Raw genomic sequence first — 12,523 nt, 5'->3', positions numbered from 1 at the left:
CGGCGGTCAGGGCGGCGGCCAGGGCGCCAGCTACTCCACGCAGACCGGCGGCGCTTCGCGCCAGGGCGGCCAGTCCCGTCAGGGCGGTGGCCGCGGCTCGCAGGGCCGCTGACACCCCTGCCACCCCCCGGAACGGTGCCCCTCCTCACGGAGGGGCACCGTTCTGCGTTGCGCTGCCGGACGCCGAAACGCCCCCTCCGATGTGACGGAGGGGGCGTTTCGGGTGACGGCTCAGCGCGTCGGGAAGGACCGCTCGGGCGAACCCGTGTACAGCTGCTGCGGGCGGCCGATCTTGGTCTGCGGGTCGAGCTGCAGCTCACGCCACTGCGCGAGCCAGCCCGGGAGCCGTCCGATCGCGAACAGCACCGTGAACATGCGCGTCGGGAAGCCCATCGCCTTGTAGATCACGCCGGTGTAGAAATCGACGTTCGGGTAGAGGCGACGCTCGCGGAAGTAGTCGTCGGCGAGCGCGAGCTCCTCGAGCTCCTTCGCCAGATCGAGCAGCGGGTCGGTCACGCCCAGCGAGGCGAGCACCTCGTCGGCCGCCTCCTTGACGAGCTTGGCGCGCGGGTCGTAGTTCTTGTAGACCCGGTGCCCGAAGCCCATCAGCTTCACGCCCTCTTCCTTGTTCTTCACCCGCTCCACGAAGCGCGCGACGCTCTGCCCCGAGTCGCGGATCTGACCGAGCATCGTCAGCACGGCCTCGTTCGCACCGCCGTGCAGCGGGCCGGAGAGCGCCTGGATGCCGGCGGACACGGAGGCGAACTGGTTCGCGCCCGTCGAGCCGACGAGGCGGACGGTCGACGTGGAGGCGTTCTGCTCGTGGTCCTCGTGCAGGATCAGCAGCAGCTCGAGCGCCTTCGCCATGACCGGGTTGATCTCGTACGGCTCGGAGTTGACGCCGAAGTTGAGCTTGAGGAAGTTCTCCACGAACCCGAGGGAGTTGTCGGGGTACAGGAACGCCTGCCCGACGCTCTTCTTGTGCGCGTAGGCCGCGATCACCGGGAGCTTGGCGAGCATGCGGATCATGTTCAGCTCGACGTGCTCGGGGTTGTGCGGGTCGGTCTGGCCCTCGTAGTACGTCGACAGGGCGGCGACCGCCGAGGACAGCACGGACATGGGGTGCGCGGTGTGCGGCAGCGCGGAGAAGAAGCGCTTGAGGTCTTCGTGCAGCAGCGTGTGGCGGCGGATTTTCTCGTCGAACTCGGCGAGCTCGGATGCCGAGGGCAGCTCGCCGTAGATGAGCAGCCACGCCACCTCGAGGTAGCTGGTGCTCCCGGCGAGCTGTTCGATCGGGTAGCCGCGGTAGCGCAGGATGCCCTTGTCGCCGTCGATGAAGGTGATCTCGGACTTGGTCGAGGCGGTGTTCACGAAGCCGTAGTCGAGTCCGGTGTACCCGGTCTGCCTGGTCAACGTCGAGAAATCGATGCTGTCGTGGCCGGCCGTGCCGCGCACCACGGGGAATTCGGCGGTGGTGTCACCGATCGTCAGCTTCGCCGTCTGGTCTGCTGCAGCGCTCACGCGCCCTCCTCCTTTGTCTGACCGCCTGCGCGTCGCGGGGGTGTCAGCACGTTCGTGATCAAGCCGGAAGTGGCGATCTCTCGGCGCCGAGCGCCTGGTCGGGTGACGACCGAATCGCTTTTACAGCCTAGTAGTCCCACCGGCCTACTGTGACAACCGCCAAACAGATCGCCGCTGAGCTGAGGGAAGCTACAGAGCGCCGTCGTGCAGGCGCTCTGCCGCCGCGCTCACCCGCTCGGTCGGCGCGGTCAGCGCGAGCCGCACGTGCTGCGCCGCGTCGGCACCGTAGAAGGGGCCGGGACCCGCGAGGATGCCCAGGTCGGCGAGCCGCCCCAGCGACTCCCACGCGTCGCGTCCCTCCGTCGCCCACAGGTAGAGACCCGCCTCCGAGCCGTCGATGCGGAAGCCGGCGGCCTCCAGGGCCGGGCGGAGCAGGTCGCGCCTGGCGCGGTACAGCTCCTTCTGCGCGGCCACGTGCGCGTCATCGCCGAGCGCCACGGCCATCGCGTGCTGCACCGGAGCGGGCGGCATGAGGCCGAGGTGCTTGCGGGCGGTGAGCAGCTCCCCCACGATGCGGGCGCACCCGGCCACGAAGGCGGCGCGATACCCCGCGAGGTTCGACTGCTTGCTGAGCGAGTACACGCTGAGCAGGTTGGCGCGGCTGCCGTCGGTCACCCGCGGGTCCAGCACGGACGGGATCGGCTCCGTCGACCACGGGCCGTCCCACCCCAGCTCCGCGTAGCACTCGTCGCTCGCCAGGACCGCGCCCAGCTCGCGCGCGCGACGCACGGCGGCCGCGAGCTCCGCGACGCTCCAGGTGCGCCCGTCGGGGTTGCCCGGGGTGTTGATCCAGATGAGCTTCGTGCCCTCGGGCCACTCCGCCGGATCGTCGGCCGCGAGCGGTGTGGCTCCGGCGACGCGGGCGCCCACGTCGTACGTCGGATAGGCCACGCGCGGGTGCACCACGATGTCGCCCGGCCCGAGACCGAGCAGCGTGGGCAGGAGCCCGACGAGCTCCTTCGAGCCGATCGTCGGCAGCACGTTGTCGATGCGCAGATCCGGCACGCCGCGGCGGCGCGCATACCAGGCGACGATGGCCTCGCGCAGCGCGGGCGTGCCGACCGTCTGCGGATAGGCGTGGGCGTCTGTCGCCTCGGCGAGCGCCCGGCGGATGATGTCGGGCGTCGGGTCGACGGGCGAGCCGACCGAGAGGTCGACCAGACCGCCCGGGTGCTGCGCTGCGCGGTCACGGAACGGGACGACCGCGTCCCACGGGTAGTCGGCGAGGTCGCGGACGCTCACGGCCGGCGCCTACTCGCCCTGCGGCGGCAGCGCGGCGATGATCGGGTGGTCGAACGGGTAGACGCCGACCTTGGCGGCGCCTCCCGGCGAGCCGATCTCGTCGAAGAACTCGACGTTGGCCTTGTAGTAGTCCTGCCACTCGTCGGGCAGGTCGTCCTCGTAGTAGATGGCCTCGACGGGGCACACCGGCTCACAGGCACCGCAGTCGACGCATTCGTCCGGGTGGATGTACAACGACCGTTCGCCCTCGTAGATGCAGTCAACGGGGCACTCGTCGATGCAGGCGCGATCCTTGACATCGACGCACGGGAGGGCGATCACATACGTCACCGCTCCAGTCTACGTCGCGCTCGGCTCCCGGTCCTCCGTCGGCGCGCTCGCGGGTCGTGCGGGCGGGCGGGAGAACGACGGCCACGCGACCACGAGCAGCACGATCCCCGCCGCCAGGTAGGTCCAGATGCGACCGGCGAGCGAGTCCTGCACCACGACGGAGCCGCCGGGGCCCACACCGGAGATCATGACCAGCATGCCGAGCATCCCGAGCCCTGCGGCGACGGCCGCCCAGCGGTCGTGGGTGAGCGCGCGGATCGCCACCAGGATGGCGGCGCAGGCGATCGCCGCGACGATCAGGCCGACCGGGATCGGGCCCCATGTCACGCTGTGCGCGATGGTCCCGGCCACGCCGTAGACACCGCCGACCAGGGCCGCGGCGACCCACGACAGCACCCTCGAGATCCCGTTCACGCGCACGCCTCGATCCTATCCGCGCGGCGGTCGCGGCACCCGCCGATCAGCTCGCGAGCCCGAACAGGCGCAGCAGCGCCGCCACCAGCGCCGCCGCCACGACCACCACGAGGAACGACTGCCGCAGCCACAGCAGTCCGGCCGCCACCAGCAGCGCGGGCACGCGGGCGTCGACCGTGATGGCCTGGCCGTCGCCGAGGGTCTGCACTGCGACGAGTGCCGCGAGCAGGGCCACCGTGAGCAGATCGGAGATGCGGGCGGGACGCGGCGCCTCGAGCACCTTCGGCGGCACGAGGTAGCCCGCGGCCTTGAGCGCGAGGCAGATCAGGGCGGCCAGCAGGATGGCGCTCCACAGGCTCATGCGCCGGCCTCCCGCGTCTCGAGGGGCTCGCGTCCCGCATCGTCCCGCCCGAGCCAGTTGAACCACCCGACCGCGATCGCGACGACCGCGGCGATCAGCACCGGCAACCCCGGCATGAGGAACGGGGTCAACGCCGCCGCGACCACTGCCGCCGCCACGCCGACGGCCACCGCCTGGCGCTGGCGGAGGCGCGGCCACAGCAGGGCGAGGAACGCTGCCGCGGCCGCCGCGTCCAAGCCCCAGGCCTTCGGGTCGCCGAGCACGTCGCCGACGAGGGCTCCGGTGAGGGTGGTCAGGTTCCAGCCGATGAAGATGCCCACGCCCGTGACCCAGAAGCCCACCCGGCGCAGGCGGGGGTCGTTCTGGGCGATCGCGACGGCGGTGGACTCGTCGATCGTGAAGTGCGCGGCGGCCGCACGGCGCCACCGTCCTCCCCCGACGAGGGGCGACATGCGCATGCCGTAGGCGACGTTGCGCACGCCGAGCAGCGCGGCCGAGGCGATCGCCGACGGGAGGGCGGCGAGGCCGCCCGAGGCGAAGACGCCGATGAACGCGAACTGCGACCCGCCCGTGAACATCAGCAGGCTCAGCACGCAGGTCTGCCACACGTCCAGCCCGGAGGCGACGGCGAGGGCACCGAACGAGATGCCGTAGGCGCTGGTGGCGAGCACGACGCCGAGCGCCTCGCGCCACACCTCGCGTTCCGCGATCACCGGGACACCGCGCGCTGTTCGTTTGAGTGAACGCATGACCATCATTCTGAACAGCCGCTGCTGGATAGTCAAGCGAACGATCGTTTGACATGATGAACGCATGGAGGATCTCCGCACCCGCCTCGCCCGCACGCTCCGCCGCGAGCGCGAGGCCGCGAGCCTGTCCGTCTCGGAGCTCGCCCGCCGCGCCGGCGTCTCCAAGGCGACCGTCTCACAGCTCGAGAGCGGCGCGGGCAACCCCAGCGTCGAGACGCTGTGGGCCCTGGGCGTCGCGCTCGGGGTGCCCTTCGCGGTGCTGGTCGACCAGCAGGCCAACGCGCCCACGCTCATCCGCGCCGACGATCTCGCGGGCGTGCCCTCGTCCGCCGCCGCCTACAGCGCGACCCTCCTCTCGGCCAGCCCGCCCGGCGCCCGGCGCGACGTGTACCTGATCCAGGCCGAGCCCGGAGACCCCCGCCGTTCCGACCCGCACCACCCGGGTACGATCGAGCACGTGATCCTGATCGCGGGCCAGGCCCGCATCGGCCCGCCCGACGAGCCCGTCGTGCTCGACCCCGGCGACTACCTCACGTACGCCGGAGACGTGTCGCACATCTTCGAGGCCACCAAGCCCGGGACGAGCGCGGTCCTCATCTCCGAGCTGCGCTGAGCGCCGCCTCAGTCCGAGCCGCTCGACGGCGACGGATCGGGGATCTCGTGCGGCCGGTACTGCGGCAGCCGCGACGCCGGGAGGATCGCCAGGGCGCTCACCGCCGCCAGCAGCAGCAGTCCGAGCTTGAGCGTGCTCAGACGCGCCTGCTCGTTCACGGCGACCGCCGCATCCACCTGCTCCTCCGCGGCGTCCGTCGACTCCAGCACCACGCGCAGGTCGTCGTTGCTGATGAAGTTCACGTCATCCATCGGCACCTGCGCCACCAGTGACGGCGGCAGCTCCGGATGCTCGACCACCGCGCGGCCGACGTTCAGGGCGAGCAGCGACACCAGCAGCGCGCCGGCGAGAGCCGTCCCCACCGCCGATGCGAGGTTCTGCGTCGTGCCGCGCAGGGAGCCCACGTCGCCCGCCAGCTCCGCGGGGGCCGCGGTGACCAGCACGTTGAACACGAGCGTGACCAGGGCGCCCTGTCCGATGCCGAACACGATCAGCCCCGCGATCGTCGGCACGGTCTCCCAGTTGTTCGTCACGACGACCGAGAGCCACACGAGCGCGGCGGTGGTGAGGATGAAGCCGAACACCCCGATGGTGCGCGGGGGGTAGCGCTTGTAGAAGCGCACGACCAGTGTCGCGGTCAGGAAGACCGTGAGGTTGAACGGCATCATCGCCAGCGACGTGTCGAACGGGGTCCTCCCCTGCACGATCTGGATGTACAGCGGGATCGTGAAGTTCACGCACGCCTCGAGCCCCACGACGATGAACATGGCGTAGACGGCGGCACGCTCGCGCGACGACCCCAGCACACTGAGGTCGATGAGCGGTACCTTGCCCTCCGCCATGCGCCGCCGCGTCCACAGGAAGAACGCCTGCCCCAGCACGAGGCCGAGCACGATGAACAGCGGTGCCGGCGACAGCCCCAGCACGCTGAACGGGGCGGCCGGCGATGCGGCCAGCGCACCCCAGCTGTTGAGGTTGTTGAACCCGAGCGTCAGCAGCACGATCGCGCCGCCGATCAGGAGCGACGCCACGAGGTCGATGCGGATGGAGGCGTCGCCGCGGTCGCCGCGCAGCGTGAAGCTCAGGGCGAAGACGGCGACCGCGACGGCCAGCACGATGAAGAACAGCGGGCGCCAGCCGACGAGGGTGCCCAGCGTGCCGCCGATGAGGAAGGCGCTCACACCCGAGATGGCGCGGGCGGAGCCGATGGCCCCGATCGCGGTGGCCTGCTGGGATCCGCGGTAGTTCTCGGCGATCAGCGCCACGATGGACGGCACGATGATGGCCGCGGCCGCCCCGGCCACCGCCTGACCGGCGATCGCCCACCAGATGCCGGGGGCGGTGAGCATCATGATCGCGGAGCCGGCGAACAGGGCGACCACCACCCGGAAGATCAGCACCCAGCCGACGCGCTGCCCGAGCTTCGCGCCCGTCATCACGAGCGCCGCGACCGCCAGGCCGTACATCACGATGGTTGTGCTGGCGAGTGTCGGCGGCACGCCGAACTCACCGACCATGCCGCCCAGGGAGATGGGCAGCGCCGCCACATTGAACGACATCAGCACCTGCGCGAGGAACAGACTCACCATCGGCAGCCACGAGGTCTTCGCTGGCGCCTGCACCGTCTCCGTCATGATCGCTCCTTCTCCGCCGATCGGGGACCGCTCCCCGAGTCGTCCGCCTGCGCGGGTGCGGAGGCGAACAGATTGAGCCCGAGCGAGCGCGACAGATGGCCGATCGCCATCTGCGACCGCACGGAGTTGCCCGCGTCGTCCAGCCGCGGCGAGAACCCGGCGGCCGCCCCTTTGCCCGGCGAGACCGCGACGATCCCTCCCGCGACACCGGACTTCGCCGGGAGACCGATCTCGAACAACCAGTCGCCGGAGTTCTCGTAGAGTCCGCTCGCTGCGACGACCGCGAGCGTGTCGCGGCACACGTCCGCCGTCACCACGCGCTCCCCCGTGATCGGGTTCACGCCGCCGTCGGCGAGCGTCGCCCCCATGACGGCCAGGTCGTGCGCCGTCACGCTCAGCGCGCACTGCCGCGTGTACACATCGACGATCTCGTCCGGGTCGCCCGCCAGGCGTCCGTAGCTCTTGAGCAGCCAGCCGAGGGCGCGGTTGCGGTCGTTCGACGCCGCCTCCGACGCGTACACCTCGCCGTCGAGGCTCAGCGGCCGTCCGGCGAACGCCGACAGCCCCTCCCGCACCCGTTCCCACTGTTCGACCGCGGTCGCGCCCGGCATCAGCGCCGTGGTCGCGATCGCGCCGGCGTTGACCATCGGGTTGCGCGGATGGCCCTCGTTCAGTTCCAGCGCGACGACCGAGTTGAACGCGAGCCCGGTGTTGTTGACGCCGACGATGTCGCGGACGCGCTCGTGCCCGTGCTCCTGGATCGCCAGGGCGTACACGAACATCTTCGAGATCGACTGGATCGAGAACGGGTGCAGCGCGTCTCCGGCGTCGTGCACCCCGCCGCCGACCTCGATGACGGCGAGACCGAACAGCTCGGGGTCCACCTCGGCCAGCACCGGGATGTAGTCGGCCACGCGCCCTCCGCGCTCACCGGCATAGCGGGCGTGGGCCTCCCGGACGATCTCGTCCACGCGCTCCCAGCCGGGCAGCGTGCCGGTCGAGACCTCCTGCGGGACATCGAGCCAGGCGACGGGATCGAGCACCACTCCTCCTCGGATTCGCGACGCTCCCCAGCCGTCACAGTCACCGTAGCGCTCGACCGCCTCTCAGGATAGGCCCGTCACGGTGCGTGACCTCCGGCCCGCTCGGGCTCAGTACCAGTTCATCGCCTGCGAGTGGCCCCAGGCGCTGCACGGCGTGCCGTAGGCGTCGGCGATGTACTTCAGGCCCCACGCGATCTGAGTGGCCGCGTTGGTCTGCCAGTCGGCGCCGGCCGAGGCCATCTTGCTGCCGGGAAGCGCCTGCGGGATCCCGGTGGCACCGCCATCGGCGTTGTACGCCCGGTAGTTCCAGCCCGACTCCTTGTTCCACAGCGAGTTCAGGCAGGAGAACTGATCGCCGCCCCAGCCGTAGCGGTCGGCCATCATCTGCTGCGCGGTCGCCTTCGCGCCGTCCACCGTGTTGGCCGCGGCGAGCGCGGCGGCGGCCGCAGCGGCCTGCTCGGCGGCGACGCGCGCCGCCTCCTCCGCGGCCTTCTGCTCCTGCGCCGCCGTGTACGCCTGCTGCAGCGCCGCGGTCTCCGCGACGACCTTCTCGGTCTCGGCGGCGGCCTGCTCGGTCGCGACCGTCACGAGGAGCAAGGGCAGGGTCGCACGGTCGTCGAGGGTCTCCAGGTCATCCTCGAGCGGCGTCGTGTCCACCGGGGCCGCAGCGCTCACGTCGAGGCCGGACGCGGAGACCTCGGCGGTCAGGGCGTCCGCCGCCGCGACCGCATCCTTCCCCTTCGACACCGTCATCACGGCCTCGTCGGCGATGCGGGTGAGCGGTTCCGCGCCGAAGGCCTGGCTCGTGATCGCGGCCGACGCGGCCGGCTGCGCGGTGCCGGTGGCGGGGGCGGCCGTCACCCCGACCGTGAGGGTGATCCCCACGAGGGCGGCGGCCGCGGTGCCCAGGACGAGCAGCGGGGTACGGGTGACGGCGGCGCGCGCGGCAGCCACCTCGGAGGCGCGCCGAAGCGCACGGGTCTTCTGAAGCATTGGGTTCGACTTTCGGGTCGTCGTGCGCCCGATGCGGGACACTCATCGGGAGATTGCCCCGGACGCAAGTGAACGAGTCTGCGTCATCGACCTAGCCCCCACCTGGCATTTTCATGAGAAGAGGGCCCCACGCCGGAGCGTGGGGCCCTCTCGGAAGGGTGCGGGGATGCCTCAGGCGTTCGCGTCCTGACGCTTCAGGCGCGAGGCCTCGCGACCGCGGACGGTCTGGTCCAGGATCACCTTGCGGATGCGCACCTTCTCGGGCGTCACCTCGACGCATTCGTCGTCACGCGCGAACTCCAGGCTCTCCTCGAGCGTGAGCAGCCGCGGCGGCGTCATCGACTCGAAGTTGTCGGCCGTGGAGGAGCGCATGTTGGTGAGCTTCTTCTCCTTGGTGATGTTCACGTCCATGTCGTCGGCGCGCGAGTTCTCGCCGATGACCATGCCCTCGTAGACCTCTTCGGTCGGCTGCACGAAGAACGACATGCGCTCCTGCAGGGCGATCATCGCGAAGGGGGTCACCACGCCGGAGCGGTCGGCCACGATGGAGCCGTTCTGGCGCGTCGTGATCTGACCGGCCCACGGCTCGTACCCGTGCGAGATCGCGTTCGCGATACCGGTGCCGCGGGTGGTCGTGAGGAACTCGCTGCGGAAGCCGATGAGACCGCGCGAGGGCACGACGAACTCCATGCGCACCCAGCCGGTGCCGTGGTTGGTCATGTTCTCCATGCGGCCCTTGCGGTTCGCGAGGAGCTGCGTGATCGCGCCGAGGTGCTCCTCCGGCGTGTCGATGGTCAGGTGCTCGAACGGCTCGTAGACCTTGCCGTCGATCTTCTTGGTGACCACCTGCGGCTTGCCGACCGTGAGCTCGAAGCCTTCGCGACGCATGTTCTCGACGAGGATGGCGAGCGCGAGCTCACCACGACCCTGCACCTCCCACGCGTCGGGACGGCCGATGTCGACGACCTTGAGCGAGACGTTGCCGATGAGCTCGCGGTCCAGACGATCCTTCACCATGCGGGCGGTGAGCTTGTGCCCCTTGACCTTGCCCATGAGCGGCGACGTGTTCGTGCCGATCGTCATGGAGATCGCGGGGTCGTCGACCGTGATGGCCGGCAGCGGACGGATGTCCTCGGGGTCGGCGATGGTCTCGCCGATCGTGATGTCCTCGAAGCCGGCGATCGCGACGATGTCGCCGGGGCCCGCGGAATCGGCCGGGTAGCGCTCCAGGGCGCGAGTCTTCAGCAGCTCGGTGATCCGGGCGTTGCTGGTCGTGCCGTCGGAGCGGACCCAGGCGACCGTCTGGCCCTTCTTGAGCGTGCCGTTGAACACGCGCAGCAGGGCGAGTCGGCCGAGGAACGGGCTGGAGTCGAGGTTCGTGACCCAGGCCTGCAGCGGCGCCTCGTCGTCATAGGACGGCGCGGGCACGTGCTCGAGGATCGCCTCGAACAGCGGCTCCAGGTCGTCGTTGTCGGGCAGCGACCCGTCGGCGGGACGGTTCTGCGAGGCGGCGCCGGCACGGCCGGAGGCGTACACGACCGGAACGTCGAGCAGCGCGTCGACATCGAGGTCGGGCACGTCGTCGACCAGGTCGGACGCGAGACCCAGCAGCAGGTCGTGCGCCTCCTCCTCGACCTCGGCGATGCGGGCGTCGGGGCGGTCGGTCTTGTTGACCAGCAGGATCACGGGCAGCTTGGCCTCGAGGGCCTTGCGCAGCACGAAGCGGGTCTGCGGCAGCGGGCCCTCGCTCGCGTCGACGAGCAGCACGACACCGTCGACCATGGACAGGCCGCGCTCGACCTCGCCGCCGAAGTCGGCGTGGCCGGGCGTGTCGATCACGTTGATCGTGATCTCCTTGCCGTCAGCGTGCTTGCCCTTGTAGGTGATCGCCGTGTTCTTGGCGAGGATCGTGATGCCCTTCTCGCGCTCGAGGTCGTTCGAGTCCATCGCCCGCTCCTCGACGTGCGAGTGTTCGCCGAAGGAGCCCGTCTGGCGGAGCATCGCGTCGACGAGCGTGGTCTTGCCGTGGTCGACGTGGGCGACGATTGCGACGTTGCGGAGGTCAGAGCGGAGGGCGTGCGCCATACAAGGGTCCTCAAAGAGTGTGGGGTTGCGCCGGGAAGCCGACGTTCCAGGATAACGTACGCGCCGGATCGGATCTCCGAGGCACGTCGTAGCATCGACTTCGTGACCCCCGCTCCCCCGATGTCCTCGCGCCGCGAGGGCCGTGCGCGCCTGTGGTGGGAGATCGCGATCGTGCTGGCCCTGGGGCTCGGGCAGTCGGCGGTCTACGCGATCGTGCAGCTGGCCTACCGCCTGACCGACGACGTGCCCCTGGCCGACCAGACCGCGACGCTCAACCCGTCCCGCAGCGACCGCGAGGTGTTCGACCTCGTCTATCAGCTGCTCTCGATCGGCTTCTCGCTCGTGCCCGTGGTGCTGGTGTGCTTCCTGCTGTGGCAGCGCCGACGACCGCACCTCGGGCGGCTCGGGCTCGACGGCACCCGCATCGGCGTCGACGTGGCCCGCGGCGTGCTGCTCGTGGTGGCGATCGGCGTGCCGGGCCTCGCGCTCTACCTCGGCGGCCGGGCGGCCGGCCTGTTCGTGGCCGTGAACCCCGCGGGACTCGACGCCCACTGGTGGACCGTGCCGATCCTGCTGCTCGCGGCGGCCCGCGCCTCCCTGCAGGAGGAGTTCGTGGTGCTCGGCTACCTCTTCGCGCGGCTGCGGCAGCTCGGCTGGTCGCCGTGGACGATCATCGTCGCCACCTCCGTGCTCCGCGCGACCTACCACCTGTACCAGGGGCCGGGGGCGTTCGTCGGCAACCTCGCGATGGGGCTGCTGTTCGGGTGGCTGTACCAGCGGACGGGACGACTGCTGCCGTTCCTGGTGGCGCACTTCCTCATCGACGCGACCGTGTTCGTCGGCTACCCGTGGGCGGCCGCCACCTGGCCCGAGCTGTTCGGGCTGCCCGGGTGAGCCCGGTGCGCCGGGTGCTCAGCCGAGGTTGACCACGACGAGCGCGGCGGCGGCCCACAGCACGATCACCGCGAGCGCGATCAGCGCGGGGCCGTCCCACGTGCGACGGATGGGCGCGTCGGCAGCCGCCGCCTCCGACCAGCGGTCGCGGATGTCGGTGAGGGCCCGCAACCCGGAGGGCACCCGCGGCTCCGCGTCCTCGTCACGACGCTGACGGGGCGGGCGGGCGCGGGCCGGGCCACCCCAGGAGGTGAGCGTGCGGCCGTCGTCGAGCGCGAACTCGAGCTGCCAGCGCAGGTCGATGTCGCGCACGTGCCCCCAGCCGAAGCTCGTCCGGCGCAGGAGGTTCTGCACGGTCGCCCCGTGCGCGTCCACCCGCACGTGCGACACGAAGCTGATCTCGTACACGATCCACAGGGCGAGGAGCATCCACGGAGCGATCAGCAGCGCCTGCACGATGCTGCCGTTGACGACCGTGTCCCCCAGCAGGAACAGCACCAGCAGCACGCTGAGCACGAGGATGACGGTGCCCGAGGACGCACGGTAGGTCCGTGCGTCCTCGGGCTGTGCCGGCGATGCCACGC

At 70.8% G+C, this 12,523-nt stretch carries 13 protein-coding genes; 2 read left to right on the top strand and 11 right to left on the bottom strand.

The annotated features are described in order from the left end of the window. Positions 1–231: 231 nt before the first annotated feature. From DW297_RS01010 to DW297_RS00985, 6 genes are all read right to left on the bottom strand, one after another. Positions 232–1,521, bottom strand: a complete 1,290-nt coding sequence (locus tag DW297_RS01010; protein WP_136028647.1) for a citrate synthase — start codon at positions 1,519–1,521, stop codon at positions 232–234. 189 nt (positions 1,522–1,710) lie between these two features. After that, on the bottom strand, positions 1,711–2,823 hold the full coding sequence (gene dapC / locus DW297_RS01005) for a succinyldiaminopimelate transaminase (RefSeq protein ID WP_136028646.1): 1,113 nt from the start codon (positions 2,821–2,823) through the stop codon (positions 1,711–1,713). A gap of 9 nt (positions 2,824–2,832) precedes the next feature. After that, the gene (gene fdxA / locus DW297_RS01000) at positions 2,833–3,153 is read right to left on the bottom strand and encodes a ferredoxin (protein WP_017203330.1); all 321 of its coding nucleotides are present in this window, start codon (positions 3,151–3,153) and stop codon (positions 2,833–2,835) included. 9 nt (positions 3,154–3,162) lie between these two features. Beyond that, positions 3,163–3,573: a histidinol dehydrogenase gene (locus tag DW297_RS00995; protein ID WP_168442764.1), complete on the bottom strand. Its 411-nt coding sequence runs from the start codon at positions 3,571–3,573 to the stop codon at positions 3,163–3,165. 40 nt (positions 3,574–3,613) lie between these two features. Beyond that, the gene (locus tag DW297_RS00990; RefSeq protein ID WP_136028645.1) at positions 3,614–3,928 is read right to left on the bottom strand and encodes an AzlD domain-containing protein; all 315 of its coding nucleotides are present in this window, start codon (positions 3,926–3,928) and stop codon (positions 3,614–3,616) included. Further along, positions 3,925–4,677, bottom strand: coding sequence for an AzlC family ABC transporter permease (locus DW297_RS00985; protein ID WP_136028644.1), 753 nt, complete (start codon positions 4,675–4,677; stop codon positions 3,925–3,927). Before DW297_RS00985 ends, DW297_RS00990 begins: the two co-directional genes overlap by 4 nt. A 64-nt stretch (positions 4,678–4,741) precedes the next feature. Here DW297_RS00985 and DW297_RS00980 point away from each other — a divergent pair, with 64 nt between their 5' ends. Beyond that, positions 4,742–5,290: a helix-turn-helix domain-containing protein gene (locus tag DW297_RS00980; RefSeq protein WP_136028643.1), complete on the top strand. Its 549-nt coding sequence runs from the start codon at positions 4,742–4,744 to the stop codon at positions 5,288–5,290. An 8-nt stretch (positions 5,291–5,298) separates the two neighbouring features. On the opposite strand, the gene DW297_RS00975 is transcribed toward DW297_RS00980, so the two are convergent. The 4 genes from DW297_RS00975 to typA all read right to left on the bottom strand — a co-directional run bounded on the left by DW297_RS00975 (position 5,299) and on the right by typA (position 11,045). Continuing rightward, positions 5,299–6,924 carry an MFS transporter gene (locus DW297_RS00975; protein WP_136028642.1) on the bottom strand — a complete coding sequence of 542 codons (1,626 nt, stop codon included), beginning with the start codon at positions 6,922–6,924 and terminating at the stop codon, positions 5,299–5,301. Beyond that, on the bottom strand, positions 6,921–7,967 hold the full coding sequence (gene glsA, locus DW297_RS00970) for a glutaminase A (protein WP_136028641.1): 1,047 nt from the start codon (positions 7,965–7,967) through the stop codon (positions 6,921–6,923). The genes DW297_RS00975 and glsA overlap by 4 nt, the downstream gene beginning before the upstream one ends. A gap of 108 nt (positions 7,968–8,075) precedes the next feature. After that, the gene (locus tag DW297_RS00965) at positions 8,076–8,960 is read right to left on the bottom strand and encodes an aggregation-promoting factor C-terminal-like domain-containing protein (protein ID WP_136028640.1); all 885 of its coding nucleotides are present in this window, start codon (positions 8,958–8,960) and stop codon (positions 8,076–8,078) included. A gap of 171 nt (positions 8,961–9,131) precedes the next feature. Next, positions 9,132–11,045, bottom strand: a complete 1,914-nt coding sequence (gene typA, locus DW297_RS00960; RefSeq protein ID WP_136028639.1) for a translational GTPase TypA — start codon at positions 11,043–11,045, stop codon at positions 9,132–9,134. Positions 11,046–11,165: 120 nt separating this feature from the next. On the opposite strand from typA, the gene DW297_RS00955 reads away from it, so the two are divergent. Continuing rightward, entirely contained in the window at positions 11,166–11,939 is a 774-nt protein-coding gene (locus DW297_RS00955) for a CPBP family intramembrane glutamic endopeptidase (protein WP_136028648.1), read from the top strand. An 18-nt stretch (positions 11,940–11,957) separates the two neighbouring features. Here DW297_RS00955 and DW297_RS00950 read toward each other — a convergent pair whose 3' ends face one another. Beyond that, positions 11,958–12,521, bottom strand: a complete 564-nt coding sequence (locus DW297_RS00950; RefSeq protein ID WP_136028638.1) for a PH domain-containing protein — start codon at positions 12,519–12,521, stop codon at positions 11,958–11,960. Positions 12,522–12,523 lie beyond the last annotated feature (2 nt).

Source organism: Microbacterium sp. PF5 (genome assembly GCF_004794315.1).
Lineage (GTDB): Bacteria > Actinomycetota > Actinomycetes > Actinomycetales > Microbacteriaceae > Microbacterium > Microbacterium sufflavum.
This window is presented reverse-complemented; position numbering and strand designations above follow the sequence as displayed.